The sequence below is a fragment of the Cellulomonas massiliensis JC225 genome (assembly GCF_000312005.1).
Classification (GTDB): Bacteria; Actinomycetota; Actinomycetes; order Actinomycetales; family Cellulomonadaceae; genus Cellulomonas; species Cellulomonas massiliensis.
Genome location: NZ_HE978588.1, coordinates 1,363,075 through 1,389,374, shown reverse-complemented (window position 1 = coordinate 1,389,374; position 26,300 = coordinate 1,363,075). Strand labels below are relative to the sequence as shown.

General features: G+C 74.3%; 28 protein-coding genes. 14 read left to right on the top strand and 14 right to left on the bottom strand.

Annotated elements, in window-relative coordinates; genetic code table 11:
* Positions 1 to 84: 84 nt before the first annotated feature.
* The 10 genes from fliG to HGCM_RS17300 form a co-directional block, all read right to left on the bottom strand.
* Positions 85 to 1,089, bottom strand: coding sequence for a flagellar motor switch protein FliG (gene fliG, locus HGCM_RS06600; RefSeq protein WP_019136069.1), 1,005 nt, complete (start codon positions 1,087 to 1,089; stop codon positions 85 to 87).
* Complete coding sequence (fliF, locus tag HGCM_RS06595) at positions 1,089 to 2,687, bottom strand: flagellar basal-body MS-ring/collar protein FliF (RefSeq protein WP_019136068.1); 1,599 nt, start codon at positions 2,685 to 2,687, stop codon at positions 1,089 to 1,091. Before fliF ends, fliG begins: the two co-directional genes overlap by 1 nt.
* Entirely contained in the window at positions 2,687 to 3,019 is a 333-nt protein-coding gene (gene fliE, locus HGCM_RS06590) for a flagellar hook-basal body complex protein FliE (protein ID WP_019136067.1), read from the bottom strand. The genes fliF and fliE overlap by 1 nt, the downstream gene beginning before the upstream one ends.
* On the bottom strand, positions 3,019 to 3,417 hold the full coding sequence (locus tag HGCM_RS06585) for a flagellar basal body rod protein FlgC (RefSeq protein WP_019136066.1): 399 nt from the start codon (positions 3,415 to 3,417) through the stop codon (positions 3,019 to 3,021). Before HGCM_RS06585 ends, fliE begins: the two co-directional genes overlap by 1 nt.
* A complete protein-coding gene (gene flgB, locus HGCM_RS06580) occupies positions 3,417 to 3,764 on the bottom strand; it encodes a flagellar basal body rod protein FlgB (protein ID WP_019136065.1) in 348 nt (115 codons plus the stop codon). Before flgB ends, HGCM_RS06585 begins: the two co-directional genes overlap by 1 nt.
* A gap of 176 nt (positions 3,765 to 3,940) precedes the next feature.
* Entirely contained in the window at positions 3,941 to 4,279 is a 339-nt protein-coding gene (locus HGCM_RS06575) for a hypothetical protein (RefSeq protein ID WP_019136064.1), read from the bottom strand.
* A 1-nt stretch (position 4,280) separates the two neighbouring features.
* Positions 4,281 to 4,700 (bottom strand): flagellar export chaperone FliS, encoded by a 420-nt coding sequence (gene fliS / locus HGCM_RS06570; protein ID WP_019136063.1) that lies wholly within the window; start codon positions 4,698 to 4,700, stop codon positions 4,281 to 4,283.
* 22 nt (positions 4,701 to 4,722) lie between these two features.
* On the bottom strand, positions 4,723 to 6,102 hold the full coding sequence (fliD, locus tag HGCM_RS06565) for a flagellar filament capping protein FliD (RefSeq protein WP_019136062.1): 1,380 nt from the start codon (positions 6,100 to 6,102) through the stop codon (positions 4,723 to 4,725).
* Positions 6,103 to 6,221: 119 nt separating this feature from the next.
* The gene (locus tag HGCM_RS06560) at positions 6,222 to 7,412 is read right to left on the bottom strand and encodes a flagellin N-terminal helical domain-containing protein (RefSeq protein WP_246119437.1); all 1,191 of its coding nucleotides are present in this window, start codon (positions 7,410 to 7,412) and stop codon (positions 6,222 to 6,224) included.
* A 76-nt stretch (positions 7,413 to 7,488) separates the two neighbouring features.
* A complete protein-coding gene (locus HGCM_RS17300) occupies positions 7,489 to 8,364 on the bottom strand; it encodes a sigma-70 family RNA polymerase sigma factor (protein WP_019136060.1) in 876 nt (291 codons plus the stop codon).
* A gap of 414 nt (positions 8,365 to 8,778) precedes the next feature.
* Between HGCM_RS17300 and flgN the strand changes: the two genes are divergently transcribed.
* From flgN to HGCM_RS06520, 6 genes are all read left to right on the top strand, one after another.
* Complete coding sequence (gene flgN, locus HGCM_RS06545) at positions 8,779 to 9,258, top strand: flagellar export chaperone FlgN (protein WP_019136058.1); 480 nt, start codon at positions 8,779 to 8,781, stop codon at positions 9,256 to 9,258.
* 113 nt (positions 9,259 to 9,371) lie between these two features.
* Positions 9,372 to 10,805, top strand: a complete 1,434-nt coding sequence (gene flgK, locus HGCM_RS06540; protein ID WP_019136057.1) for a flagellar hook-associated protein FlgK — start codon at positions 9,372 to 9,374, stop codon at positions 10,803 to 10,805.
* 8 nt (positions 10,806 to 10,813) lie between these two features.
* Positions 10,814 to 11,695, top strand: a complete 882-nt coding sequence (gene flgL / locus HGCM_RS06535) for a flagellar hook-associated protein FlgL (RefSeq protein WP_019136056.1) — start codon at positions 10,814 to 10,816, stop codon at positions 11,693 to 11,695.
* The gene (locus tag HGCM_RS06530; RefSeq protein ID WP_019136055.1) at positions 11,695 to 12,072 is read left to right on the top strand and encodes a flagellar assembly protein FliW; all 378 of its coding nucleotides are present in this window, start codon (positions 11,695 to 11,697) and stop codon (positions 12,070 to 12,072) included. Before flgL ends, HGCM_RS06530 begins: the two co-directional genes overlap by 1 nt.
* 74 nt (positions 12,073 to 12,146) lie before the next feature.
* Positions 12,147 to 13,328 (top strand): EAL and HDOD domain-containing protein, encoded by a 1,182-nt coding sequence (locus tag HGCM_RS18770; RefSeq protein ID WP_147572719.1) that lies wholly within the window; start codon positions 12,147 to 12,149, stop codon positions 13,326 to 13,328.
* Positions 13,329 to 13,450: 122 nt separating this feature from the next.
* Positions 13,451 to 15,088: a DNA repair helicase XPB gene (locus HGCM_RS06520; RefSeq protein ID WP_019136053.1), complete on the top strand. Its 1,638-nt coding sequence runs from the start codon at positions 13,451 to 13,453 to the stop codon at positions 15,086 to 15,088.
* 24 nt (positions 15,089 to 15,112) lie between these two features.
* Here HGCM_RS06520 and HGCM_RS06515 read toward each other — a convergent pair whose 3' ends face one another.
* Positions 15,113 to 15,406, bottom strand: coding sequence for a hypothetical protein (locus HGCM_RS06515; protein ID WP_019136052.1), 294 nt, complete (start codon positions 15,404 to 15,406; stop codon positions 15,113 to 15,115).
* A 22-nt stretch (positions 15,407 to 15,428) separates the two neighbouring features.
* Complete coding sequence (locus HGCM_RS06510; RefSeq protein WP_019136051.1) at positions 15,429 to 16,193, bottom strand: type 1 glutamine amidotransferase; 765 nt, start codon at positions 16,191 to 16,193, stop codon at positions 15,429 to 15,431.
* A gap of 168 nt (positions 16,194 to 16,361) precedes the next feature.
* Here HGCM_RS06510 and HGCM_RS06505 point away from each other — a divergent pair, with 168 nt between their 5' ends.
* From HGCM_RS06505 to HGCM_RS06480, 6 genes are all read left to right on the top strand, one after another.
* Entirely contained in the window at positions 16,362 to 17,078 is a 717-nt protein-coding gene (locus HGCM_RS06505) for a response regulator transcription factor (RefSeq protein WP_019136050.1), read from the top strand.
* Complete coding sequence (locus tag HGCM_RS06500; RefSeq protein ID WP_019136049.1) at positions 17,075 to 18,787, top strand: sensor histidine kinase; 1,713 nt, start codon at positions 17,075 to 17,077, stop codon at positions 18,785 to 18,787. The genes HGCM_RS06505 and HGCM_RS06500 overlap by 4 nt, the downstream gene beginning before the upstream one ends.
* Positions 18,788 to 18,796: 9 nt before the next feature.
* Complete coding sequence (locus tag HGCM_RS06495; protein ID WP_019136048.1) at positions 18,797 to 19,570, top strand: HD domain-containing protein; 774 nt, start codon at positions 18,797 to 18,799, stop codon at positions 19,568 to 19,570.
* Positions 19,571 to 19,639: 69 nt separating this feature from the next.
* A complete protein-coding gene (locus HGCM_RS06490; protein WP_019136047.1) occupies positions 19,640 to 19,933 on the top strand; it encodes a WXG100 family type VII secretion target in 294 nt (97 codons plus the stop codon).
* A gap of 68 nt (positions 19,934 to 20,001) precedes the next feature.
* Complete coding sequence (locus HGCM_RS06485; RefSeq protein WP_019136046.1) at positions 20,002 to 20,271, top strand: DUF4031 domain-containing protein; 270 nt, start codon at positions 20,002 to 20,004, stop codon at positions 20,269 to 20,271.
* Between the two features lie 29 nt (positions 20,272 to 20,300).
* Positions 20,301 to 21,524, top strand: coding sequence for a pyridoxal phosphate-dependent aminotransferase (locus HGCM_RS06480; protein ID WP_019136045.1), 1,224 nt, complete (start codon positions 20,301 to 20,303; stop codon positions 21,522 to 21,524).
* A gap of 43 nt (positions 21,525 to 21,567) precedes the next feature.
* On the opposite strand, the gene HGCM_RS06475 is transcribed toward HGCM_RS06480, so the two are convergent.
* Positions 21,568 to 22,977: an MDR family MFS transporter gene (locus tag HGCM_RS06475; RefSeq protein WP_019136044.1), complete on the bottom strand. Its 1,410-nt coding sequence runs from the start codon at positions 22,975 to 22,977 to the stop codon at positions 21,568 to 21,570.
* A 150-nt stretch (positions 22,978 to 23,127) separates the two neighbouring features.
* Between HGCM_RS06475 and HGCM_RS06470 the strand changes: the two genes are divergently transcribed.
* Both HGCM_RS06470 and HGCM_RS06465 read left to right on the top strand, forming a co-directional pair.
* Complete coding sequence (locus HGCM_RS06470; protein WP_019136043.1) at positions 23,128 to 23,301, top strand: hypothetical protein; 174 nt, start codon at positions 23,128 to 23,130, stop codon at positions 23,299 to 23,301.
* Between the two features lie 14 nt (positions 23,302 to 23,315).
* Positions 23,316 to 24,299, top strand: a complete 984-nt coding sequence (locus HGCM_RS06465) for a LacI family DNA-binding transcriptional regulator (protein WP_019136042.1) — start codon at positions 23,316 to 23,318, stop codon at positions 24,297 to 24,299.
* Positions 24,300 to 24,379: 80 nt separating this feature from the next.
* Here the strand turns inward: HGCM_RS06465 and HGCM_RS17290 are convergent.
* On the bottom strand, positions 24,380 to 26,300 hold a 1,921-nt coding region (locus HGCM_RS17290), incomplete at its 5' end, for a glycosyl hydrolase (protein ID WP_040398976.1).

Here is a 26,300-nt window from a genome sequence, read left to right as displayed (position 1 = left end):
GCGGCGTAGCCCGCCGCGAACCCCTCGGCACGCGCCCGCTCGTCGGCCGCCGCGGCGGCGCCGAGCGCGGGCAGCTCGATCGTCTCAGGCAACGTACTCGTCCTCGCCCTCGCGGCGGATGACGATCTGCCCGCTCTCCTCGAGCTTGCGGATCGCCTGGACGATGCCCGCGCGCGCCTCCTCGACCTGCGAGAGGCGCACGGGGCCGAGCATCTCGATCTCCTCGACGAGGTTCTCGCGCGCCCGCTCCGACAGGTTCCGCAGCACGGTCTCGCGCACGGGGTCGGAGACGCCCTTGAGCGCGAGCGAGAGCTCGGGGGTCTCGACCTGGCGCAGCACCATCTGCATCGCCCGGTCCTCGAGCAGCACGATGTCGTTGAAGACGAACATCCGGCTGCGGACCTCCTCGGCGAGCGTCTCGTCGCGCGAGGCCAGGCCCTCGAGGATCGCCTTCTCCGTCGTCGGGTCGGCGCGGTTGATGATCTCGACCAGCGGCTGGACGCCGCCCACGGCCGCCAGCTCGCGCGGCGCCAGCACGGTCGACGCCTTGCGCTGCAGCTGCTCGGCGACGACGGCGACGACGTCGGGCGACGCGCGCTCCATGAGGGCGATGCGGTGCGCGACCTCGCCCTGCAGGGCCGGCTCGAGGCCGGCCAGGATCGCCGACGCGTGGTCGGGGCGCAGGTGCGCCAGGACGAGGGCGATCGCCTGCGGGTGCTCGCCGGACAGCAGCGACACGACCTGGCGGGCGTCAGCCTGCTGCAGGAACTCGAACGGCTGGCCGGCCAGGTGCACCTGCAGGCGCTCCATGACGTCGGCCGCGCGCTCGGCGCCGAGCGACGCCTCCAGCAGCTGCTGGGCCAGGCCCAGCCCGCCACCGACGCCCGAGCCCACGACGGACGCGTCGTAGAACTCCTCGAGCACGGCGTCGGCGAGCGCCTGGTCGACACGGTCGAGCCGCAGGATCTGGGCCGTCAGCTCCTCGATCTCCGCGTCGTCGAGCGACTGCATGACGCGCGCCGCGCGGTCGCGGCCGAGCTGGACGAGCAGCATCGCGGCCTTCTGCGGGCCGGGCAGGGCGACGGTCATCAGCGGCGCCCGCTCGGGACGGCGAGCCAGCTGCGCAGGAGGTCGGCGACCTCCTCGGGCTGCTCGTCGGCGAGCGCCGAGAGCTCGGCGCGCTTGACGGCGACGGGGTCGGGCGTGGTGGGCAGGGGCGCCGGCGGCAGCACCGGCAGGTCGTCGGCGTCGACGCCCTCGATCGCGGCGGCGGCGCCGCCCGGGCCGTCGAGGACCGGCAGCATGCCGAGGTCGACGGCCTCGCGGCGCGAGCGGCGCGAGCGGCGGGCCGCGGCGACGACGAGGACGATGACGACGAGCAGCACGACGCCGGCGATCCCCGCCTGCTTGAGCAGGTCCTGCTGCGCCTGCGCCTTCGCCGCCGCGTCGGCGGTGGCGAGCGCCTCGGCCGCCGCCTCCGCGCCGGAGGTGTCGAACTGCGCCGCCTGCAGCGCCAGGGTGTCGCCGCGCTCGGTGTCGATGCCCGCGGCCGCGGCGATCGTCGCCTGCAGCTCGACGAGGTCGATCGCGGCGGCGGCCTTGGCGTCGACGACGACCGCCACCGACTGCCGCTCGACGGAGCCCGGGGCAGCCTTCACGACCTCGGTCGTCTTGTTGACCGCGTTCGTCACGTCCTCCGACTTCGAGGTGTACTTCCCGCCGTCCGTCGTCGAGGAGGGGCCGGTCACGTCCGTGTCGGGCCCCAGCACGCCGGTCGCGGTGCCGCCGGTGCCGTTGTAGCTCTCCGTCTTGGTGGACGACGCGAGCGGGGGCGTGCCCTCGGTCGAGCCGAACGTCTCGGTGGTGCGCTGGCTCTCGTCGAAGTCGAGCTCGGCCGTCACCGTGACCGCCGACCGCCCGGCGCCGAGCACCCGGTCGAGCAGCTGCTGGACGGACGCCGCTACCCGCGTCTCGTAGTCGCTCGCCTCGCCGGCGGCGGTGCCCGTCGTGCCCGCGCCCACCGCGGACAGGACCTTCCCGGAGGCGTCGACCACCGAGACGTCCGTCGTCGTCATGTCGGGGATCCCGGCGGAGACGAGGTGGGTGATGGCCTCGACCTGGTCGGTGGTGAGCTCCTTGCCGGCCCGCGTGCGGACGAACACGGACGCCGTCGGCTCCTGCTTGACGTCGGTGAAGACCGTCTCCTCCGGCATCGCGAGGCGCACCGTCGCGCTCTCGACGCCGTCCATCGCGCCGATGGTCTTGGCGAGCTCGCCCTCCAGCGCCCGCTGGTAGGTCTTCTGCTGCTGGAACTCGCTCGAGGTCATCGGCATGTCGTCGAGCAGCGAGTAGCCGCCGCCGTCGGCGTTCTCCGGGATGCCGGCCGCGGCGAGGTGGATGCGCTGCGTGTACAGCTGCGAGGCGGGCACCAGCACGGTGGAGCCGCCGTCGGCGAGCTGGTAGGAGATGCCCTGCGCGTCGAGCTCGTCGACGACCGCCGCGGCGTCCGCGCCCGACAGGCTCGTGAACAGCGGGCTCAGGGCCGGCCGGCTGAGCCAGGACGAGAGCGCGACGCCGCCGAGCAGCAGGACGGCGATGCCGATGACGACGAGCGTGCGCTGTGCGACCGAGAACTGCTTGACGGCGTCGGTGAGCCGCCCGACGGCGGCCTGCATCGTGGCGGGCATCAGGCCTGCATCCTCATGATCTCGGTGAACGCCTCGACGGCCTTGTTCCGGACGGCGGCGGTGAGCTCGAGCGCGAGCGACGACTCGGCCGCGGCGATCGTGTAGTCGTGCACGTTCTCGAGGTCACCGGTGACGGCCTTGACCGCGAGGTCCGACGAGCGCGACTGCAGCTGCTGCAGCGAGTCGATCGAGCCGAGCACCGAGCCGAAGGCGGCGCCGTTCGCGGCGGACGCACCGGACGCGCCGGCGGCTCCGGCCGCCGTGGTCGGGGCGACGGAGAAGGCGGCGGCCGCGGAGCCCACGGCTCCCACGGCGGCGACGGGGGCGGGCATCAGGACCGTCCGATCTGCAGGGCTGCGGTGTAGGTCTCCTTGGCGCGGTCGACGACGGCGGCGTTCGCCTGGTACCCCCGCTGCGCCATGATCAGCTGCGTCATCTGGCTCGACATGTCGATGTCCGGGTAGCGCACGTACCCCTGCTCGTCGGCGAGCGGGGCGCCGGGCTCGTGCACGAGCCGGCCCTCGGCCGAGCCGAACGCGGCGGCGGCGACGCGGACGCCGCCCTCCTCGCCCGGGGTCTCCTGCGCGACGACGTACCGCGCCTGGAACGCGGCCTCGGACGTCGGGCGGACCGTGGAGAGGTTGGCCAGGTTGTCGGAGACCGCGTCGAGCCACGCGCGGTGCACGGTGAGGCCGGATCCCGCGATGCCGATGGCGCCGAAGATGCCCATCAGCTCGTCCTCATCGCGGCGCGGACCGAGCTGAACTGGCCGGACGCGGCCTGCGTCGCGAGCTGGTAGCGCAGGTTCGTCTCGACGTTGAGCAGCGTCTGCTCGTCGAGGTCGACGTTGTTGCCGTCCTCCCGCGTGGCGGCGAGCGAACGGCTCACCGCGGCGGACGCGTCGCCCGACCCCGTCGCCACCGCACGCGAGAGCGCCTGCTCGAAGTCGACGACGCGCGCCCGGTAGCCGGGGGTCTGCAGGTTCGCGACGTTGTCCGCGATGGCGCGCTGCCGCAGCGCGAGCGCGTCGAGCGCGGAACCGACCGCGACATAGCTCACGGAGTCGAAAAGGCCCACGAGGTTCGCCTCATCCACGAGAGGGGGCGGCCGTTCCGTGGCCTCAGGGTCGAGCGATCCGTGCTCGACCCGCCCATCGGCGGGCGGTGCCGGGCCGTGAGGGTTTCTGCCGGCCGGACCTGGCGGCTCACCCGTTCGGAGGACGAGCGGCGCGGGCGGTTCGCCGGGGCCGGGCGTCAGCCCTGCGCGTCCAGGTACACGGGCACCTCGGCGACGGCCGGGCGCAGGGCCTGCGTCGCCGCGAGGTGGCGGCGCGAGACCGCGGCGGCCTCGGCGGTGCGCCGGGCCACGTCGAGCTGGCGGTCGAGCAGCGCCTGGGCGCGCACCAGCAGCGGCGCGGGCAGCGGGCCCAGGTCGGAGGGCGGGCGCCAGGCGGCGACCCGCGCGACCTCGGCGACGTCCGGCAGGTGGGCGACGCGCAGCAGCTCCTCGGCGGCGTCGACGTCGAGCTCGAGCGCCGTCAGCGCCGCGTGCCAGCGCTCGACCCACACGTCCTGCACGGTCGCCGCGCCCATGTCATCCGACCCCGAGCAGCCCGGACGCCGCGGGCGCCGGGGCGGGCGCCGTCTGCGTGAGCGAGGCGGCCGCCCCGTGCCACGCCTCGGCGAGCGGGGCGACGATCGAGCGGCACTCCGCGACCTTCTCGGCGTCGGCGTGCACGCCGGCCTCGACGAGGGTGGAGAAGAGGTAGCCGTACAGCGACATCAGGCCCGGGCCGCCGTCCCAGGCGTGCTCGTCGAGGCTGGACATCAGCTCGGCGACGATGTCCTGGGCGTGCTGCAGGTGGCCGGTGGCGCCGGGCGCGTCGGCGGCGGCCAGCGCCGTGGCGGCGCGGTCCACGTCGAGCAGCAGGCGGTCGAACAGGAGCGTGATCACGCGGGCCGGCGCTGCGGTCTCGACCGCGGTGGCGACGTAGGCGGAGCGGGCGTCGTACATGGGTCCTCCTCGGGGTGGCGCGTCAGCTCTGCTGCGAGGTGAGCGCCGCGATCTGGCTCGCGAGGTAGCTCGACTGGGAGTTCAGGTTGGACAGGCTGGTCTCGAGCGCGGCATAGGTCCGCACGAGCGACTCGCGGCGGGCGGCGAGCCGGTCGTCCCAGTCCGAGATGCGGGTGCCGAGGTCCTTCACGAGCGACTGCTGCGACTGGATCGTGAGGGTGAGGCTGCCGGTGCCGGTGTCGGACGCGCCCTTGGCGGTCGTCGCCAGGCGGTCGGCCACCGTCGTGAGGATGGTCTGCACCTTCGCCGGGTCCGCGGCGAGCGCCGCGTCGAACTTCTCCTGGTCGAACGTGAAGGTGCCGTCCTTGCCGATGACGACGCCGACGTCGGCCGGCGAGACGCCGCCCACGGGGGCCGAGGCCTCGGACTGCAGCGTCTGCTGGAGGAAGCGGATGGTGGCGTCGCCGGAGAACAGGCCGCCGGTGACGACCGTGCCCCCGTCGGCGGCGGTCGACGTCGTCGACTTCGTCCGCGAGCCGATCTCGTTGAGCACCAGGTTGAGGTTCGAGACGAGGTTGGACCCGAGCGACCGCAGCGCGGCGCCGTCCGAGGCCACCGTGAGCGTCACGTCGGAGGCGTCGGACGCCGTCACCGCGGACACCGTGACGTCGACCCCGGTCATGAGGTCGTCGAACGTGTTGCTGGACGAGGTGAGCGTCCGCGCCGAGGCCGTGCCCGCGAACAGCGTGATCGCCGCGTCGGACGCCGACCGGGTGGTCTCGAGCGCGAGCGGCTGCGCGCCGTCGGCACCGGCGAGGGCGACGGTGAAGGCGTTCGCCGTGCCGGTCTCGGTGCCGGTGAGCTGCAGACGGTACGACGTGGTGCCGGTGGGCTGCCCCTGCGCGTCCAGGTCGGGGACCTTGATCGCGGTGGCACGCACGCCCGTGCCCGACTCGTTGAACGCGGCGACGACGTCGGCCATCGCCCCCGTGGCCGCGGTGACCGTGGTGGTCTGCCCGCCACGCGTCACGGTGAACGAGGGCTTGGCCCCCAGCTCGCCGGCGGAGGGCAGGGTGACGAGCGAGGTCTGCGACGCCGCGACCGCGGTCACCCGGAGGTTGAGGCTCGCGGGCTGGGCGCCGTCGGCGACGGTGGCCGAGACGCCGGGAGCGGAGGACGTGGCCTTCACCGCGTCCCACGAGGACGCCTTCGCGGTCTTCGCGGCCTGCTCGGCCAGCGACGCGACCTTCGTGTTGAGCGACTGGAGCGCCGTGACGAGCGAGCTCGCGGTGCCCTGCTTCGCCTTGAGGAGGGACTGCGTGCCGGCCTGGAGGGTGATGAGGCTGTCGATGAGGTCGGTGGTCTTCAGACCGCTGACCAGTCCGTCGATCGTCGAGCCCATGGCCGCCTCCTCGTCATCGGGCCGAGGGGACGCCGGACGGCGTCCCGGAACGGGCACCGGGTGCGCGACCGACGACGGAGGATCACGGTCACGCACCCGGTACCCGGGTCACGCGGGCGTCACTGCAGGAGCTGCAGCACGCTCTGCGGGAGCGACTTGGCCTGCGCCAGCATCGCGGTGCCCGCCTGCGAGAGGATCTGCGAGCGGGTGAACGCGACCATCTCCTGGGCCATGTCCGTGTCGCGGATCCGGCTCTCCGACGCGGACAGGTTCTCCACCGCGACGTTGAGGTTGTTGATGGTGTGGTCGAACCGGTTCTGGACCGCACCGAGCTGCGAGCGGACCGACGAGACCGTCGTGATGGCCTTGTCGATCGCGTTGATCGCCGCGTCCGCGTCGCCGGCCACGCCGTCGACCGCGAGGTCGGTGTCGGCCGTGAAGCCGATGCCCGCCGTCGAGGACACCGTGAGGGCGCCGTCGTGCCCGGCCTTCGTCACGACCAGGTTGCCGTCCGTGTCGACCGAGGCCGCCACGCCGTCGGCGGCACCGGCCGTCGTCAGCGCGGACGCGATCTGCGCCTTCGTCATGGCCGCCGCGGAGCCGTCCGTGGTGGAGGCGCGGACCGTGTAGGCCGTGCCGTCGACGGTCACGGTCTGCGCCGTGTCCGCGGTCGAGCCGTCACCGGCGCCGAGCGCGGTGATCGCGCCGCCCGCGGCCGCCTTGACGTTGTTCACGCTGACGTCGTCGACCCCGAGGCCGGCGGCGCCCATGGCGACCGTGTTGAGCTTGACGTCGATCTTGTCGGACGCCGAGGTGTTGGCGCCGACCTGGAACGAGCCGTTGTACGAGCCGTCCAGCAGCTTGGTGCCGTTGAACTGCGTGGTGTCCGAGATGCGGGTCAGCTCGGTCTTGAGCTGCTCCATCTCGTCCTGGATGTTGGTCTTGGCGCTCTCCGACAGGCCACCGGTGTTGGCCGCCTGGACGGACAGGGTGCGCATGCGCTGCAGGATGGAGTGCGTCTCGGTGAGCGCGCCCTCAGCGGTCTGGACGACGGAGATGCCGTCCTGCGCGTTGCGCACCGCCTGCTTCGTGCCACCGATCTGCGACCGCAGACCCTCGGAGATCGCGAGGCCCGCCGCGTCGTCGGCCGCACGGTTGATGCGCAGACCGCTCGAGAGCTTCTCGAGCGACTTGCTCAGGTCGTTCTGCGTGCTCGACAGGTTGCGGTACGAGTTGAGCGCCGCGATGTTCTGGTTGATCGAGAGACCCATGTTGATCTTCCTCCTTGAGTCGGGTCCTGGCCGGCCCATCCGTGGGCACGCCCTGTCGATCGGGCGCGGTCGGCCGGTGCTGAGGAGTTCCGGCGAGAGATTTCGCCGGCCCCCCTCACGCGGTGGTCTGGTGCGTGCGCGCGCCCGTGCGGGTGTCCGCGGCCGGGGCCGGCTCGGGCACGTAGGAGAGGCGCTGCGCCGACGCGCGCTGCGCCGTGCGGCTCGCGATGGCGGCGAAGTACGCCTGGCGGCGGCGCTCGGCGACCCCGTCCGGGCGCTCGGCCGCGGGGACGAGCTCCGGGTCGAAGTGCGTGTTGAGGCCGTCGCGCAGGAGCGCGAGCGCCTCGGTGCGCAGCTGGCTGACACGCGACTGGGTCACGCCGAGCTCGTCGGCCACCTCGGCGACCGAGCGGTCCTCGAGGTAGATGCCGCGCACGACGACCTGCAGCCGCTCGGGGAGCACGTCGACGGCGGCGGCGAGCCACTGCACCCGCTCGGAGGCGAGCAGCGCCTGCTCCGGCGTCCGGTCGCGGTCGACGACGAGGTCGGCGATCGAGACGCCGTCGTTGACGTCGAGCGACAGCACCGTGCGCGTCGCGTCGCCGAGCGTCTCGTCGACCGCGTGCACGTCGGTGCCCATCGCGGACGCGATCTCCTGCCGCGACGGCGGGCGGCCCAGCGCGCCGGTGAGCTGCTCGGTCGTGTGCTGGAGCTCGCGCACCCGCTGGCGGGCGCCGCGGCTGGCCCAGTCCATCGACCGAAGCGCATCGACGAGCGCCCCGCGGATCCGCAGCGAGGCGTACCGCGCGAAGGGCACCCCGGTGGCCGGGTCGTAGGACCGCGCCGCGAGGACGAGGGCCAGGCTGCCGGCGGACGCGAGGTCGTCCCGGGTCACCGTCGGCGGCACCCGGCGCAGCAGCTCGCTGACGGCGTACCCGACGAGGGCGAGGTTCTCGAGGACGAGGGCGTCCCGATCGATGTCCGTGCTCACGACAGTGCCGTCGGCGCCCGTTGCCCCTGGCTTGAATCTGATACTCCACGTCCTCGGTAAACCGGCCCAGCGGCGATTCGAATCGATACGTCCGAACTTGACATTCGCGCCAGGCGCTGTGACCTGCCATGACAGCAGTCATAGACACTCGACCGGTCGAAGCGGTTCGACAGGGTATGTGATGCAGATCACACCCGACCGGAGCAGCCCGCATGTTTCCGGACAAGTGTCCAGGTCGGAAGCGCTTACCACGGTCCACATGCTGGGCGCCAGGTACTTCCAGCGCGTTCTCGGCGACGGAACAATGGTGGGAGCGATCCCGCGACCGTTCATCATCTCGGCGCCGCTGCCGATAGATGCGAGCGACAGGTCGTCCGCGCCCCCGCGGTGCGGCACGACGAAGGAGGTGACCGGATGACGCTCGACAAGCTGTCCGAGGTCCTGTGGCACGAGCGGACCCTGCTCGAGCTGCTGCTGTTCAAGCTCGAGGAGGAGCAGCTGCTCCTCACGAGCGGCCGCACCCGCTGGCTCGCCCACGCGACCCGTGAGGTGGAGAGCGTGCTCGCGCAGATCCGCGAGTCCGAGCTCGCCCGCGCCGTCGAGGCGAGCGCCGCCTGCGCACGGCTCGGCCTGCCCGACGGCGCCAGCCTCGCCGAGCTCGCCGCCGCCGCGCCCGCGCCGTGGGACGAGCTGCTCCTGCAGCACCGCCAGGGGTTCGCGGCGCTCACCGCCGAGATCTCCCAGCTCGCCGACGGCAACCGCGAGCTCCTCGCGATGTCGCACCGCGCGACGCAGGAGACGCTCGCGTCCCTGCACGACGTGCACACCTACGACGACACGGGACGGTCCTCCGGCGGCGACGCCGGCGCGCTGCTCGTCGACCGTACGCTCTGACCGGATGCCCTGACCGGACCCGACAGGTCCTCGCCGGACGCCGCCGACGGCACCGACCGGCACGAGGACGCAGGCCCCACACGACCCGCGCGACGCGCGACAGGAGGACGACCGTGAGCACGTTCGCCGGACTCGGCACCGCGCTGAGCTCGCTGATCGCGCAGCGCCAGGCGCTCGAGGTGGCCGGGCAGAACGTCGCGAACGCGAACACCGACGGCTACACCCGCCAGCGCGTCACGTTCTCCTCCGTCTCGGCGGCGCAGGTGCCCTCCATGTTCTCCACCAGCAACGGCGTCGGCCAGGGCACGCGCATCGGCAGCGTCGACCGGCTCGCCGACGTCTTCCTCGACACGAAGCTCCGGGTCGCCACGTCGAGCTCCTCGTTCCTCGCGGCCCGCGCCGAGGCGTACGCCCAGCTCGAGTCGTCCACGGGCGAGCCGAAGGCGACCGGCCTGTCCGGCACCCTCTCGACGATGTGGGCCGCCTGGCAGGACGTGGCGAACTACCCCGGCAAGGAGGCGAGCCGGGCGGTGCTGCTCGAGTCGTCCCGCGCCGTCGCGGACCGCCTCGGCACGCTCTACGGCGCGGTGCAGACGCAGTGGACCCAGACGCGGTCCTCCACCGTCGCGCTCGTCGACCAGGTGAACGCCGCGGCCGAGAGCATCGCCGACCTCAACGGCCGCATCGCCGCGATCACGGCGTCGGGCGCGAACGCGCACGAGCTCAGCGACCAGCGCGACCTGCTCGTCACGCAGCTGTCGGAGCTCGTCGGCGCGACGTCGGACGTGCGCGCGGACGGCGGCATCGACGTCTTCGTCGGCGGCAACGCCCTCGTGAGCGGCAGCCGCTCGTCGGCCCTCGCGGTCGCGGGTGCGACGTCGTTCGGCCAGGTCACCGGCACCCCGCCGCAGGCCGTCGCCGTCGTGTGGGCCGACCGTCCGGACCAGGACGCCGCGCTCTCGGGCGGCCGCGTCGCCGGGCTGCTGTCGGTCCTCGCGCCCGCCGCCGCCGGCGGCACGGGTGGCGTGCTCGCCGAGACCGCGGCCCGCTACGACGACTTCGCTCGCACGCTCGCCGACCAGGTGAACGCGCTCCACGGCCCGGCCCTCACCACGGCCGGCGACCCCGGCGGCGCCTTCTTCACGTTCGCCGCCGGGCGCCCCGCGGCCCAGGGCCTCACGGTCGCGGTCACCGACCCGGCCGACGTCGCGGTCGCGACGTCCGGCGCCGGCGCGCTCGACGGCTCGGTCGGCCACGCGATCGGCCGGCTCGGCACGGCGGAGGACGGCCCCGACGCCCGCTGGAACGCCGTCGTCGTGGACCTCGGCGTGCGCACGTCCAGCGCGGCGTCCCGCGCGAAGGTCGCCGAGGCGGCCCGCTCCACCGCGGAGCAGCAGCAGCTCGCGCAGGCCAGCGTCGACACCGACCAGGAGACCGTCGACATGCTCGCGTTCCAGCGCGCGTACGAGGGCGCGGCCCGCGTCCTCACCGCGATCGACGAGATGCTCGACACGCTCATCAACCGCACCGGCGTGGTCGGCCGGTAGGAGGACGCATGATCTCCCGGGTGACGCACCTGACGGTGCAGCGCAGCACGCTCGCCAACCTGCAGACCAACCTGCGCGCCATGGCCGACCTACAGACGCAGATGTCGAGCGGCAAGAAGGTCAACCTGCCGTCCGACGACCCGGCCGCCGCCTCCGACATGCTGCGCCTGCGCACGGAGCAGAACGCGAGCACGCAGCACCAGCGCAACGCGGCCGACGCCGCCTCGTGGCTGCAGACCGTCGACACCGCGATCACCGGCTCGCTGAGCTCGCTGCGCCGGGCGCGCGACCTCGTCGTCCAGGGCGGCAGCGGCGCCATGGGCCAGACGTCGAAGGACGCGCTGGCCGACGAGGTGGAGTCGCTGCGCGACACGCTGCTCTCGCAGGCCAACGCGACGTACGTCGGGCGGTCGGTGTTCGCGGGCACCTCGGTGGACGAGGCGTTCGACGCGACGACCTACGCGTGGTCCGGGACCCCGGGCGGCACGGTCGAGCGCCCGATCGGCCCGACCTCGTCCGTGCGGGTCGACGCGGACGGCGCCGCCGTCTTCGGCACCGGCACGGGCTCCGTCTTCGCGCTGCTGGACGACATCGCGGCGACGCTGCGCGCCGGCGGCGACCCCACCACGCACCTCGCCGCCGTCGACGACCGGATGGGCGCCATGCTCACCGAGCTCGCGAGCGTCGGCGCGCGGCACAAGACCGTGCTGCAGACGCAGGAGACGCTCACCGCGCAGCAGGTCGAGACGAAGTCCCGGCTGTCGTCGATCGAGGACATCGACCTCGCGGAGGTGATCCTCGAGCTGCAGACGCAGGAGGTCGCCTACCAGGGCGCCCTCGGCGCGGCGGCCAAGGTTCTGCAGCCGACTCTGCTGGACTTCCTCCGGTGATGGACACGACGGTGACCGTGGGGGCGGCGACGCTGCCCTCGACGCTGCGGCTGACCGAGCCCCTGCCGGGGATCGGCGGGAGCACGACGTACCGGCTCGAGCCGGTCGAGGACGCACCGTCGCTGTTCACGCTGCGCTCGCAGGACGGCCCGCCCGTCCGCCTCTTCGTCGTCGACCCCGACGCGTACTTCGAGGGCTACGCCCCGACCCTGCCGCCCGGCGGCGACCGCTGCGTGCTCGTGGTCGTCCACCCGCCCACCGCCGACGCGCCCGCCACCGCGAACCTCCTGGCGCCGCTCGTCGTGGACGTCGAGGCCGGCACGGCCCAGCAGGTCGTGCTCGACGAGGACTGGCCCCTGCGCGCACCCCTCGGCTGACCCCTCACGTCGCGGCCCGCCCTGCCGATAGGTCGGGGGCACGGCCGTGACGAACGACAGGGAGCTGGGGCGGCATGAATGGACCCGTGGTCATCCGACGACAGGCGGTCACCTACCCGGACGGCTCGCTGTTCGGCTACTCGGTCCACGCCCGCGTGCTGTCGGAGAGCCTCCTGACGCCCGCCGCCGAGGACCGCCTCGTCTCCGAGGAGTTCGATCGGATCGACATCGCGCAGCTCGTGGGCGGCGCGACCACGCTGCTCGGCGCGACGGACGCGATGGTGCGCGGCGACGCGCCCCTGCCGCCGGTGCCCGCGCGCCTCGTCGTCGACGTCTCCCCCGGCTCGAGCCGGCTCGCCGGCGCCGCCGAGCACGTCGCGCAGCTGCGCGGCGCGGGCCACGGCATCGCGCTCGGCTCGTTCAGCGGGCTCGACACCCAGGTCGCCCTGCTCGACCAGGCGGACCTCGCGGTCGTCGACCTGCGCCAGCCGCACGAGCGCGTCGCCGAGCTCGTCGCGATGGTGCACGAGCACGGCGTGCACGTGATCGGCCGGCGCGCGGACAACACCGAGCGCCGCACCCTCGCCCGCGAGCTGGGCGTCGCGCTCGTCCAGGCGCCGCTGGTCGGCTCGCCGCTGCAGGAGGGCGACCGCACCATGAGCGCGGGCGCCGCCGTGCACATGCAGCTCCTGCGCCTGCTGTCCCTCGACCTGCCCGAGCACGCCGAGATCGTCCGGCTCGTCTCCATGGACCCGGAGCTGTCGATGCGCGTGCTGCGCACCGTGAACTCCGGCGCGACGGGCATGCGCCGGCACATCGACTCGCTCACGCAGGCCGTGGCGATCCTGGGCCCGCGCCGGCTGTCCACCGTCGTCTCGTCGGCGGCCCTCGCCGACACCGCCGCGCCGATGGACCTGCTCTGGACGGTCGTGACCCGCGCCCTCGCGACGCGAGAGATGGCCGGCGACGACGTCGGCTACACGGTCGGGCTGCTCTCGGGCGTCATCGGCGCGCTGGGGCTGTCCGTCGAGTCCGTCGTCACGCAGTCGGGCGTCTCCGACGAGGTGGCCGCGGCCCTGCTGGGCTTCGGCGGCCCGTACGCCGCCCCGCTGCTCGCGGCGCTCGCGCACGAGCACGCCGACGAGTCCGGGGTCCGCGCCGTCGGGTTCGACCCCGGCCAGGTCTCCCGCACGTACATCACCGCCGCGGCGGAGGCGCTCGACTCCGCGATCCGGGCGGTGCCGGCGGCCGCCTGAGCCTCCGCTCCACGGTCGGCCGGGCACCGCCCGCCGGCTCACGCAGGCCCCCGCGGGAATGCCGCGGGGGCCTGCGATGCTGAGGGTGGACGGTTCCCTACCTGCGGAGGTCACCCGCCCCCATGTCCGGCCCCCTCATCGTCCAGAGCGACAAGACCCTGCTGCTCGAGGTCGACCACGACCAGGCCGACGCCTGCCGTCGCGCGATCGCGCCGTTCGCCGAGCTCGAGCGCGCGCCCGAGCACGTCCACACCTACCGGCTGACGCCGCTCGGGCTGTGGAACGCGCGCGCGGCCGGCCACGACGCCGAGCAGGTCGTCGACGTGCTGCTCGAGTACAGCCGCTACCCGGTCCCCCACGCGCTGCTGGTCGACGTCGCGGAGACGATGGCCCGCTACGGCCGCCTCCAGCTCGTGCAGCACCCCGTGCACGGCCTCGTCCTGCACGCGCTCGACGCCGCCGTCCTCGCCGAGGTCATGCGCTCGAAGCGCACCGCGGGCCTGCTGGGCGCGCGCGTGGACGAGACGGACGTCGTCGTGCACCCGTCCGAGCGCGGCCACCTCAAGCAGGTCCTCGTCAAGCTCGGCTGGCCCGCGGAGGACCTCGCGGGGTACGTCGACGGCGAGGCGCACGCGATCGCGCTCGCGCAGGACGGCTGGCAGCTGCGGCCGTACCAGGAGCAGGCGGTCGAGGGCTTCTGGCACGGCGGCTCGGGCGTCGTCGTCCTGCCGTGCGGCGCGGGCAAGACGCTCGTCGGCGCGGGCGCGATGGCCCGGTCGTCGACGACGACGCTCATCCTCGTGACGAACACCGTGAGCGCGCGCCAGTGGCGCGACGAGCTCGTGCGGCGCACGTCGCTGACGGAGGACGAGATCGGCGAGTACTCGGGCGCCCGCAAGGAGATCCGCCCGGTCACCATCGCGACGTACCAGGTGCTCACGACGAAGCGGAAGGGCGTGTACCAGCACCTCGAGCTGCTGGACGCGCGCGACTGGGGGCTCATCGTCTACGACGAGGTGCACCTGCTCCCCGCCCCGATCTTCCGGATGACCGCCGACCTGCAGGCGCGCCGCCGGCTCGGCCTCACGGCGACGCTCGTGCGCGAGGACGGCCGCGAGGACGAGGTGTTCAGCCTCATCGGCCCGAAGCGGTTCGACGCGCCGTGGAAGGACATCGAGGCGCAGGGCTACATCGCGCCGGCCGAGTGCGTGGAGGTGCGGCTCACGCTGCCCGACGGCGAGCGGATGACGTACGCCACCGCCGAGCCCGAGGACCGCTACCGGCTCGCGGCGACGGCGGGCGGCAAGAACCGCGTCGTCGAGCAGCTCGTCGCGCGCCACGAGGGCGAGCCGACGCTCGTCATCGGCCAGTACCTCGACCAGCTGCACGAGCTCGCGGAGCACATCGGCGCCGACGTCATCACGGGCGAGACGCCGGTGGGCGAGCGCCAGCGCCTGTTCGACGCGTTCCGGGCCGGCGAGATCTCCAAGCTGGTCGTCAGCAAGGTCGCGAACTTCTCCATCGACCTGCCGGAGGCGGCGGTCGCCATCCAGGTCTCGGGCTCGTTCGGCTCGCGCCAGGAGGAGGCCCAGCGGCTCGGGCGGATCATGCGGCCCAAGGCCGACGGCCGCACCGCGCACTTCTACACGGTCGTCGCGCGCGACACCGTGGACCAGGAGTTCGCGGCCCACCGGCAGCGGTTCCTCGCCGAGCAGGGGTACGCCTACAGCATCGTCGACGCGGAGGACGTCCGCCCCTGACGGCGGCGGGCTCCCCCGCGCGCCTCAGGTGCGGACGGGGTGCCAGCGGTTCCCGAAGCGCCGGGTGACGCTGCGCCCCTCGATCTCGGCGAGCTCGTCGAGGCGGTGCAGCACCGCCCACCCCGCGCGCCGGGCCGTCGCGTCGTCGTCGGCCTGGAACCGCACCGTCACCCGCGCCTGCCCGCGCACGACCGCCAGGTCGTGCGCCTCGACCGTGACCAGCCCGCTCGCGACGCGCACGGCGTCGGGCAGCAGGTCCGGCGCGGACGTGCCCGGCCGGAGCAGCCCGACGAACGCCTGGACGCGGTAGGACGGCACGGGCCGGGCGCGGTCGCCGCGCTCAGGCGGAGACGCGGGCGGCCGTGCGCTCGCGCACGAGGTCGACGAACGACGCGACGAGCGTCGCGCCCACGGCGACGCACTCGTCCTGACGCCGCTCGTACTGCGCGAGCACGTCCTCGACGTCCACCGTGCCGTCCCACTCGGCCCAGCCGCGCAGCGTGGCCGCCGAGGCCTCGGGGTGGAACTGCAGGCCCCACGCCGAGCCGACGCGGAACGCCTGGTACGGGTACTGGTTCGAGGACGCGAGCCACACCGCGCCCGCAGGCAGGTCGACGACCGCGTCCGAGTGCAGCGTCGGCTGGGGCGCGCAGCGCCGGTCGGCCGGGCCGGGCAGGCCGGCCACCAGCGGACCGACGAGCGCGTCCGAGGCCGCCTCGGGGCGCCACCACAGGTCGACGACGCCGGCCTCGGGCCCGGGCGGCGCGGCGACCTGCACGCGACCGCCGCGCGCGACAGCGAGCAGCTGCGCGCCGAGGCAGATCCCCAGCGTGGGGACGCCCGCGCGCGACGCGTCGGCGAGCAGCGCGCGCAGCGCGGGCAGCCAGGGCGCGGCCTCGTCGTCGTACGCGCTCATGTGCCCGCCGAGGACGACGAGCGCGTCGCCGACCTCGTCGAGCGGGGGGACGGCCTCGCCGCGGTCGGCGCGGACGAGGCGGACGTCGAGCTCGGCGAGCCAGCCCTCGAGGCGGTCGAGGGGGACGTCGGGCGAGCTCTGGACGACGGTGGCACGGGCGCGGGGGGCGCCGCTGCGGTCGGCAGTCACGCGCCCGACGGTACAACGACCCGGACGGGCGTCCGGACCGGTTCCGCCGACATCTCACCCGCTCCCGCCGGCCCCGACGGCGCCGACCGCCGCGCCGTGGCCGACACGCCGTGCGCGCGTGCAGCCGGCACCCAGCGGACTCCCAGCGAGCGGGGACACACTGGGGTCATGACCGAGCCCGAGGCGCGCCTGCTCGTCGTCGACGACGAGCCGAACATCCGCGAGCTCCTGGCGACCTCGCTGCGGTTCGCCGGCTTCGAGGTGCACGCCGCCGCCGACGGCAACGGCGCCCTCAAGCTCGCCCGCGACACCGAGCCGGACCTCGTCGTGCTCGACGTCATGCTGCCCGACATGGACGGGTTCACCGTCACCCGCCGGCTGCGCGAGAAGGGCCAGCACATGCCGGTGCTGTTCCTCACCGCCCGCGACGACACCGCGGACAAGGTGCAGGGGCTGACGGTCGGCGGCGACGACTACGTGACCAAGCCGTTCAGCCTGGAGGAGGTCGTCGCGCGCATCCGCGCCATCCTGCGGCGCACGGCGCCGGCGGTGGACGACGACGCGAGCGTGCTGCGCTACGCCGACCTCGAGCTCGACGACGACTCGCACGAGGTGCGCCGCGCCGGGCACCCGGTGGAGCTGTCCCCGACCGAGTTCAAGCTGCTGCGCTACCTCATGCTCAACGCGGGCCGGGTGCTGTCCAAGGCGCAGATCCTCGACCACGTCTGGCAGTACGACTGGGGCGGCGACGCCAACATCGTCGAGTCGTACATCTCCTACCTGCGGCGCAAGATCGACCAGCTCACCGACGCCGACGGCCGGCGGCTTCCGCCGCTCATCCACACCCGCCGCGGCGTCGGGTACCTGCTGCGCGAGCAGTCGTGAGCGACGAGCGGGCGCCCGGTCCGGCACGAGGCCCGGAACAGGGGCCGGAGCGGGGTCCGGACCACGCGCCCGAGCAGGGTCCGGACCACGCGCCCGAGCGCCCCGCGCCGCGCCGGCCCTGGGACGCCGGCCGCGACCGCGTCGCGCGCTGGTGGGCCGACGTGCCGCTCGGCGCCCGCCTCGTCGGCATCACGACCGTGCTGCTCGGGGTCGGGCTGCTCGTCGCCGGGCTCGTCGCGGGCGCGCTGCTCGGCCGCACGCTCGTCGCGCAGGTGGACGAGAAGCTGCAGGACGAGGGGCAGGCGCTCGCGGACGACCTCGTCAACGGCGACGGCCTCGAGGACCGCGGCACCAACCAGCGCGCCCCGTCGGACTACTACGTGCAGATCAGCGCGTCCGGCTCGGAGCCGCAGCAGTGGGCGAGCCGCTCCGTCGTGACGGAGTACGGGCTGCCGACCGTGCCGACCCTGACGGACGCGCAGGTCGCGGCCCAGGCCGGCGAGCCCTTCACCGTCGGCTCCACCGTCCACGGCGCCCGCTGGCGGATGGTCGTCCTGCCCGTCGCCGACCGCTTCTCGGGGCGCGTGGTCGGCTCCGTCGCGATCGCGCTTCCGCTGGGCGGGGCGCAGGACACGGTGCACGACATGGTGGTGGTGCTCGTCCTCAGCGGCGGCGCCATCCTGCTCGTCGGCGTGCTGGCGGGCGGCTGGGCGGTGCGCCGCTCGCTGCGCCCCCTGCGCGAGATCGAGACCACGGCGGAGGCGATCGCGGCGGGCGACCTCTCGCAGCGGGTCCCGCCCGCTCCCCCGCACACCGAGGTCGGGCGGCTGTCCGCCGCGCTCAACGCCATGCTCGCCCAGATCGAGCAGGCGTTCGCCGTGCGGACGGCCTCCGAGGCGCGGATGCGGCGCTTCGTCTCCGACGCGTCGCACGAGCTGCGCACGCCGCTCGCGGCGGTGCGCGGCTACGGCGAGCTCTACCGGATGGGCGCGCTGACGACGACCGAGCAGGTGGACGACACCATGCGCCGCATCGAGGACTCCGCGCGGCGCATGGGCGTGCTCGTCGAGGACCTGCTGTCGCTCGCCCGGCTCGACGAGGGCCGCCCGCTCGACCGCGGCGCCGTCGACCTCACGGTGCTCGCGGCGGACGCCGTGGCGGACCTGCACGCCCTCGACCCCGGCCGGCCCGCTCGTGTCGAGCCGCTGGAGGCCGGCGGGCGGGTCGCGCCGTGCCCGGTCGACGGCGACGAGGCGCGGCTGCGGCAGGTGCTCGCGAACCTCGTCGGCAACGTCGTGCAGCACACGCCCCCCGGCACGCCCGTCGAGGTGGCCGTCGGCGTGCGCGACGGGCGCGGGGTCGTCGAGGTCCGCGACCACGGCCCCGGCATCGAGCCCGAGCACGCCGCGCGGGTGTTCGAGCGCTTCTACCGGGTGGACGCCTCGCGCGGTCGCGCGTCCGGCGGCGGCGCCGGCCTCGGCATGGCGATCGTCGCCGCGATCGTGGAGGCCCACGGCGGCGTCGTGGGGATCGCGCGGACGGACGGTGGCGGCACCACGGTGCGCGTCGAGGTCCCGTCGTGGGAGGCGCCCGCGGGCGACGAGCCCGTCGCCGAGCCCGGTGCCGAGCCCGGTGCCCAGCCCGGTGACGAACCGGGCACGGGCGGCGCGCCCGTCACGTACGATGGCGCGTCCTCGTCGTCGTCGTAAGGTCGATACATGGGCGTCCACGACGCACCCCAGTGGCTGCTGTCGGCGTTCTACCGCAGCGCGGTGGGAGCCGGTGCCACGGCCTCGCCGGAGCAGATCAAGGACGTCGGTCAGGCGCTGATCGACCGGTGGACGGCTCCCGGGCGCGACTTCCACAACCTCAAGCACCTCGTCGACGTCCTCGTCCGGGTCGACGAGCTCTCGGAGGAGACGCACGAGCCCGACCTCGTCCGCCTCGCCGCCTGGTACCACGGGGCGATCTTCGACTCCGCGGAGCGCAAGGCGTACGCCGCCAAGGGCGGTGAGGACGAGGCCGCGAGCGCGGCGCTCGCGCGCGACGAGCTCACGGCGCTCGGCGTGCCGCCGGAGCGGGCGTCGCGGGTGCACGACCTGGTCGTCGCGCTCGTGCGGCACGCCCCGAACCCGTCCGACTTCGACTGCGCCGTGCTCTGCGACGCCGACCTCGCGATGCTCGCGTCGGAGCCGCAGCGCTACAAGTCCTACCTGCACGACGTGCGCGCCGAGTACGCCCACCTGCCCACCGAGGACTACGTGCGGGCCCGCGTGCGCATCCTGCGCAAGCTGCTGGCCCGGCCGACGCTGTTCTCGTCGCCGCTCGGCGCGATGTGGGAGGAGCCCGCACGCCAGAACGTCTCGGCCGAGCTGCAGCGCCTGGAGAAGGAGCTCGCGCGGATCGAGGCCGAGCACGGCGACGGTGCCGAGCCGTCCCCAGGCTCCGGCTCCGCGTCGCCCGTCCCGGGCGCTCCCGCCGCGCGCCCCTGACCCGCCCCGCCGCGCCTAGCGTCCGTGGTCCCGGGCGAGAGCCGCCCGGCAGGCAGCGGGAGGGCAGCGATGACGCGGTTCGAGGTGGACAGCGCGCACGTGGCGTCGGCGGCGGGTGCCGTGACGGCGCGCGCGGCGACGATCCGGTCGGAGGTGGCCGCGATGCACCGCCAGCTCACGGAGCTGCAGGGCACGTGGCGCGGGTCGGCGGCGACCGCCTTCGCGGGGGTGCTCGCGGACTGGACGGCCACGCAGGCGCGGCTGGAGGAGTCGCTCGGCCAGATCGGCCGGGCCATGCAGGCGGCGGCGACGACGTACGCCGACGCCGAGGCGCAGGCGTCGCGGCTCTTCACGACGACGTAGGAGTCCTGCCGCCGGCGCGCGCACGCCCCGGACCGCGCGGACGCCGCGCGGCGCCTACGCTGGCGGGCGTGAGCGTGCTGGTCGACCCGCCGATGTGGCCGCGGCACGGCATGCTCTGGGCGCACCTCGTGAGCGACGCGTCGCTGGACGAGCTGCACGCCTTCGCGCGTCGCGCCGGCATCCCGGAGCGCGGGTTCGACCTGGACCACTACGACGTCCCCGACGCGCGCTACGACGAGCTCGTCCGGCTGGGGGCCGTGCCGGTCTCGGCCCACGAGCTGATCCGGCGGCTGCGGGCCAGCGGGCTGCGCGTCCCGGCCCGCGAGCGCTCGTCCTAGGCGCCCGGGCCCGCGGTTACGCTGCGGGCATGCCGCTGCGGTCGCTGGACCAGTCCTCCAAGCTCAAGCACGTCCTGTACGAGATCCGGGGCAAGGCCCTGCAGGAGGCCGCCCGGCTCGAGGCAGAGGGCCACGCCGTGCTCAAGCTCAACACGGGCAACCCGGCGGTGTTCGGGTTCGAGGCGCCGCACCAGATCGTGCGCGACGTCATCGCGGCGGTGCCGCAGGCCCACGGCTACTCGGAGTCGCAGGGCGTGCTGTCGGCGCGCCGCGCCGTGGTCACGCGGTACGAGACGGAGCCCGGCTTCCCGGCCATCGACGTGGACGACGTCTACCTCGGCAACGGCGTCTCGGAGCTCATCACGATGGTGATGCAGGCGCTGCTCGACGAGGGCGACGAGGTGCTCATCCCCTCGCCGGACTACCCGCTGTGGACGGCCATGACGTCGCTGTCCGACGGCCGCCCGGTGCACTACCGGTGCGTCGAGGAGAACGGCTGGGAGCCGGACCTCGAGGACATCCGCGCGAAGATCACGCCGCAGACCAAGGCGATCGTCGTCATCAACCCGAACAACCCGACCGGCGCGGTGTACAGCCGCGCGGTGCTGGAGGGCATCGCCGAGATCGCGCGTGAGCACAGCCTGCTGCTGCTCTCGGACGAGATCTACGACCGGATCCTGTTCGACGGCGCGCAGCACGTCCCCATGGCCTCGGTCGCCCCCGACCTGCTGTGCCTGACGTTCAACGGGCTGTCGAAGACGTACCGGGTGGCCGGGTACCGCTCGGGCTGGCTGGTCATCACCGGCCCCCGGGACCACGCGAAGGGGTTCCTGGAGGGGATCACGCTGCTGGCGTCGACGCGCCTGTGCCCGAACGTGCCGGCGCAGCACGCGGTGCAGGCCGCGCTGGGCGGCGTGCAGTCGATCGCGGGGCTCGTCGCTCCGGGCGGGCGCCTGCACGAGCAGCGGGAGGTCGCCTGGACGGGGCTCACGTCGATCCCGGGCGTCACGTGCGTGCGGCCGGACGGCGCGCTGTACCTCTTCCCGCGGCTGGACCCCGAGGTGCACGAGATCCACGACGACGCGCGCCTCGTGTACGACCTGCTGGTGAGCGAGCACATCCTGCTGGTGCAGGGCACCGGCTTCAACTGGCCGACGCCCGACCACCTGCGGATCGTCACGCTGCCGGAGGCACGCGTCCTCGCCGACGCGGTGGAGCGGCTCGGCAACTTCCTCGCGAGCTACCGGCAGTAGCGCGCCGGTCGGCGGGCGCGCCGGTCGGCGGGCGCGCCGCCCGTCAGCGCGCCGGACGGTCGCGCGGCATGGCGGCTGCCGCGGCCAGCATGAGGACGGCGACGACGAGCACGCTGAGCAGCGCCTCGCGCACGCCCTCCTGGAAGAGTTCCGGCTGCGCGTCGGCGTCCTGCCCGGCGAGCGCGCCGTTGACGATCGCACCGAGCACCGCGACGCCGACCGCCGAGCCGATCGAGCGGGCGAACAGGTTGGCCCCGGTGACGACGCCACGCTCGCCCCAGTCGACGCTCGACTGCGCCGCGATGAGCGTGGGCGACGCGGTGAGGCCGAGGCCCATGCCGACGACGAAGCAGCCGGCTCCCACGGCGGCGAGCGACGGCCGGCTCACGGCGACGACGAGCCAGGCGCACCCGAGGACCACGACCGCCGAGCCGACGAGCGCCGTCTTCCGGAACCCGTACCGCAGGTAGAGCCGCCCGGACTGCGAGGCCGAGACCGGCCAGCCGATCGTGAGCAGCGCGAGCGTCAGGCCCGACGCGAGGGGCGTGGCGCCGAGCAGCGCCTCCAGGAAGGCCGGCACGTACGACGTGAGCCCGATGAGGACGACGCCGACGCCGACGGACACCAGTGCGGTGGTCGCCAGCAGGCGGCGCGAGAGCAGGTCGAGCGGCAGCACGGGCTCGACCGCCCGGCGCTCGACGAGCAGGAACACGACCAGGAGCGCCAGCCCGAGGCCCAGCACCATGAGGCTCGGCCCGGACAGCCACGCCCACGCCTCGCCGCCCTCGAGGATGCCGAGGATGAGCAGGCTCAGCGCGCCCGTGAGCAGCGCGCCGCCCGCCCAGTCGATCCGGTGCTCGCGCCGCTCGACGTCCTCGTGCAGCCGCCGCCACAGCAGCCAGGCGGCGAGCAGGCACAGCGGGACGTTGACGAAGAAGATCCACCGCCACGAGGCCCACTGGCTGAACACCCCGCCGAGCGTCGGCCCCACGACCGAGGACACGCCCCACACGCTCGCGATGTACCCCTGCACCTTCGCGCGCTCCGCGACGGTGTAGATGTCGCCGGCGATCGTCACCGCCATCGGCTGCACCGCTCCCGCGCCCAGCCCCTGCACCGCGCGGAACGCGATGAGCGCGGGCATCGACCACGCCACGCCGCACAGCACCGACCCGACCCCGAACAGCGCGATGCCGACGAGGGCCACCGGCTTGCGGCCCCACACGTCGGCGAGCTTCGAGTAGATCGGGACGGTGACCGCCTGCGTGAGCAGGTACACGGAGAACAGCCACGGGAACGACGAGAACCCGCCGAGCTCGCGGACGATCGTCGGCACGGCCGTCGCGAGGATGGTCGCGTCGATCGCGACGAGGCCCGTCGTCACCATGAGCGCGACGAGCACCGGCCCGCGCTCGGAGCGGAAGCCGACGGAGGCGCGGTCGACGGCCGTCACGCGGCGTCCGGGGTCTGCACGGACCTACTCCACCCCGGCCGGCGGCGCGCGGCAACCGAGCAGCGAGATGGTGGCCCCGCGGGGGTGCGCCGGTCCTACGCTGTGACCAGCCGCGGGAGGCGGCCCGACCCGGCCCCAGGAGGGACACCGATGAGCGACGAGACCACGGTCGAGGGCGCGACCGACCCCGCCGCCCGGTTCCGCTCCCTGCCGGACCCGGTGCGTCTGGAGGACACCGTCGCCCTCGTCGCGGCGTCCGACGAGCGCGACCCCCGGGGCGGGCGCGACACCGAGACGGAGTTCATGCTCCGCCACCTCGCCTGAGCGCGGGCACGCGCGTGACTCGGGTCACCAGCGCCGACGTCGCGCGCGAGAGCGGCGTCTCCCGGACGACCGTCAGCTACGTCCTCAACGACAAGGGCGGCGACGCGATCCCGGAGGCGACGCGCCAGCGCGTGCGCGAGGCCGCCGCGCGGCTCGGCTACACGCCGTCCGCCGCGGCGCGGGCGCTGCGACGCGGGCGCAGCGACCTCGTGCTGCTCGTGCTGCCCGACTGGCCGATCGGGCCCGTCATCGACACCCTGCTCGACCAGCTGACCGGCGAGCTCGCAGGCCGCGGCCTGTCGCTGCTCGTCCACCACGCCCGCGGCTCGCGGCCGCTCGCCGACCTGTGGCGCGCCGTCACGCCCCGCGCGGTGCTCGGCCTCGTGCCGTTCGCGCCGGACGACGAGCGGGCCATGCGCCAGGCGGGCATTCAGGTCGTCGGCAGCACGCTGGACGCGAACACCGACCCGGGCACGTTCTCCGTACCGCAGATCGCCATCGGGCGGCTCCAGGTCGAGCACCTCGTCGCACGCGGTCGACGGGTCGTCGCCTACGCCGGACCCGACGACGCGCGGCTCGCGCCGTTCGCGGACCGCCGCCGCGCCGGCGTGGCGGCGGCGTGCGAGGAGCTCGGCCTGGCCGCCCCGGTCTCGGCCGCGCTGGGCCTGGACGTCGCCGCGGCGGCGGACGTCGTCCGCAGCTGGCGGTCCGCGCCCGAGCCCGTCACGGCCGTCGCGGCGTACAACGACGAGGTCGCCCTCGCCGTCGTGGCGGGCGTGCGGGCCGCCGGGCTGCGCGTCCCGGACGACGTCGCGGTGATCGGCGTCGACGACGTCCCGGCGGCTCGGCTCGCCTCCCCGCCGCTCACGACGGTCTGGCAGGCGATCGACGCCCAGGCGACGTACCTCGCGGCCTCGGTGATGGCCGCGCTCGACGGCACGGACGAGCCGCCGCGCCCCGACGACGTCTTCCACGTCGTCGTCCGCTCGTCCACCTGAGCGCACCCGCAGGCGGGTCGCCCCGGGCATGACCGTGGGCGCGGCGGTCCTCCCGCAAGGCCGCCGCGCCCACGGGGTCTCTAGCCGAACGTGATCCAGTTGACGTTGACGAAGTCGGCGGGCTGGCCCGACTCGAAGGTCACGTACACGGTGTGCGTGCCGGTGGTGCCGGTGATGTTCGCCGGGACGGTCCGCCACGTCTGCCAGCCGCCGGTGCTCGCGATCGCGAAGCTGCCCACCACCGGGCCGGTGAGGCTGTCGAGCCGCACCTGGACGAGCCCGCTCACGCCGTCGGCGGCGCCCGACGCGACGCGCGCGCTGAACGTGCGCAGCGGCGTGCTGCCGAACCGGACCCCGTCGAAGCGCAGGTGGTCGCCGTGGGCGATCCACCCCACGTCCTGGCCGCCGCCGGTGTCCGCCGTGGCCTCCGTGCTGACGCCCGACATGCCGTCGTAGGACTCCGCCTCGATGCGCGACGTCGCGTCACGACCCGTCGAGGTCCCCGGCGTCGTGACGGAGACGGCGCCGCCGGCGGCCGACCGGTTCCCCGCCGCGTCGTACGCCCGGACGGTGAAGGAGTACGTCGTCGAGGCCGACAGCCCCATCGCGGTGTAGCTCGTCCCGCTCGTCGTCCCGACGACCGCGCCGTTGCGCAGCACCTCGTAGCCCGCCACCCCCACGTTGTCGGTCGACGCCGACCAGGCGAGGGTGGTCGAGGACGACGTCGTGCCCGAGGCCGTGAGACCGGAGGGGACGGACGGCGCGGTCGTGTCGGCCGAGGACGAGGTCGTCACGGAGACGGCGCCGCTGCCGGCCGACCGGTTGCCCGCCACGTCGTAGGCCCGGACGGTGAACGAGTACGTCGTCGAGGCCGACAGCCCCGTCGCGGTGTAGCTCGTCCCGCTCGTCGTCCCGACCACGGCGCCGTTGCGCAGCACCTCGTAGCCCGCCACCCCCACGTCGTCGGTCGACGCCGACCACGCGAGGGTCGTCGACGCCGCGGTCGTCCCGGAGGCGCGCAGCCCGCCGGGCGCCGACGGCGCGGTGGTGTCCCCCGGCGTCGAGCCGGTGGAGCTCGCCACCGAGCGCGGCGGCACCGACAGCGTGACGCCGTTGGAGAACCGCACCGTGATCGCCGTGGAGCCCGTGTTCGCGGCCTGGTACGTGCGCACCCCGTCCTTGACGAACACCGCGTGCAGCGGGGTGTTCGCGGTCACCGACCGGTCGACCGTGCCCAGCCCGGCCAGGTTCTTGAGCCAGTAGAAGGTGTGCGCCCGCGACTCGCCCTCCTCGACCGTGTAGCTGCCGGCCTGCGCGCGGAACTGCGCGAGCGCGGTGGGGGCGTCGGCGAGGGCCTGGAACTCCCAGACGATGTCCTGCCAGACCGTCGCCGGGCCGCCGTTGTTGCGTTCCAGCTCCGCGAGGTTGCGCCGGACGTACGCGGGGTCGTAGCCGAGGTAGAGGTGACCGCCCGTGCTGGGCAGCAGGTTGATGCCCTGGATCATCTCCGGCTCGGCGCTGAACCACGTCGAGTACGCCCCGCCGTCGCCCCACACCATGCCGACGGTCGAGTGCCCGAACGCGGCCGGGAACGCCTCGTCGTCGGTGTCGAACCAGTAGTTCTCGATCGCCGAGGCCTGCGTCGTGTAGAGGTAGATGCCGAGGTCGCGGACGGCCTTGTCGCCCGTCGCCTGGCCCCACTGGACGAGCCCGCTGGCGAAGTTCATGCCCTCGGACGACGACTCCTGGTTGTTGCCCGCGCCGAACGCGCCGTGCCCGGACGCCCAGTCGTGGCCGGCGTAGATGTCGAAGTCCCGCAGGAACGGGAAGCGTGTGTCCGCGCGGTCCCAGTTCGCCGCGTCCTTGATGACCGTGTCCACCATCGCGCCGTACGCCGAGTCCGCGGCCCACGCGGGGTCGAACTCCGCGAGCGTCGCCGCGCCCACCACGTAGTACCCGTAGTGGAAGTGGTGGTCGTTGAGGTCGGTGTCGGCCCCGTAC

What these genes read in the sequence shown, in the direction of transcription:
- fliG (WP_019136069.1), bottom strand. Translation starts at nt 1,089, where the DNA reads ATGACCGTCGCCCTGCCCGGCCCGCAGAAGGCCGCGATGCTGCTCGTC.
- fliF (WP_019136068.1), bottom strand. Translation starts at nt 2,687, where the DNA reads ATGCCCGCCACGATGCAGGCCGCCGTCGGGCGGCTCACCGACGCCGTC.
- fliE (WP_019136067.1), bottom strand. Translation starts at nt 3,019, where the DNA reads ATGCCCGCCCCCGTCGCCGCCGTGGGAGCCGTGGGCTCCGCGGCCGCC.
- HGCM_RS06585 (WP_019136066.1), bottom strand. Translation starts at nt 3,417, where the DNA reads ATGGGCATCTTCGGCGCCATCGGCATCGCGGGATCCGGCCTCACCGTG.
- HGCM_RS06575 (WP_019136064.1), bottom strand. Translation starts at nt 4,279, where the DNA reads ATGGGCGCGGCGACCGTGCAGGACGTGTGGGTCGAGCGCTGGCACGCG.
- fliS (WP_019136063.1), bottom strand. Translation starts at nt 4,700, where the DNA reads ATGTACGACGCCCGCTCCGCCTACGTCGCCACCGCGGTCGAGACCGCA.
- fliD (WP_019136062.1), bottom strand. Translation starts at nt 6,102, where the DNA reads ATGGGCTCGACGATCGACGGACTGGTCAGCGGTCTGAAGACCACCGAC.
- HGCM_RS06560 (WP_246119437.1), bottom strand. Translation starts at nt 7,412, where the DNA reads ATGGGCCGGCCAGGACCCGACTCAAGGAGGAAGATCAACATGGGTCTC.
- flgN (WP_019136058.1), top strand. Translation starts at nt 8,779, where the DNA reads ATGACGCTCGACAAGCTGTCCGAGGTCCTGTGGCACGAGCGGACCCTG.
- flgL (WP_019136056.1), top strand. Translation starts at nt 10,814, where the DNA reads ATGATCTCCCGGGTGACGCACCTGACGGTGCAGCGCAGCACGCTCGCC.
- HGCM_RS06530 (WP_019136055.1), top strand. Translation starts at nt 11,695, where the DNA reads ATGGACACGACGGTGACCGTGGGGGCGGCGACGCTGCCCTCGACGCTG.
- HGCM_RS18770 (WP_147572719.1), top strand. Translation starts at nt 12,147, where the DNA reads ATGAATGGACCCGTGGTCATCCGACGACAGGCGGTCACCTACCCGGAC.
- HGCM_RS06520 (WP_019136053.1), top strand. Translation starts at nt 13,451, where the DNA reads ATGTCCGGCCCCCTCATCGTCCAGAGCGACAAGACCCTGCTGCTCGAG.
- HGCM_RS06505 (WP_019136050.1), top strand. Translation starts at nt 16,362, where the DNA reads ATGACCGAGCCCGAGGCGCGCCTGCTCGTCGTCGACGACGAGCCGAAC.
- HGCM_RS06495 (WP_019136048.1), top strand. Translation starts at nt 18,797, where the DNA reads ATGGGCGTCCACGACGCACCCCAGTGGCTGCTGTCGGCGTTCTACCGC.
- HGCM_RS06490 (WP_019136047.1), top strand. Translation starts at nt 19,640, where the DNA reads ATGACGCGGTTCGAGGTGGACAGCGCGCACGTGGCGTCGGCGGCGGGT.
- HGCM_RS06480 (WP_019136045.1), top strand. Translation starts at nt 20,301, where the DNA reads ATGCCGCTGCGGTCGCTGGACCAGTCCTCCAAGCTCAAGCACGTCCTG.
- HGCM_RS06470 (WP_019136043.1), top strand. Translation starts at nt 23,128, where the DNA reads ATGAGCGACGAGACCACGGTCGAGGGCGCGACCGACCCCGCCGCCCGG.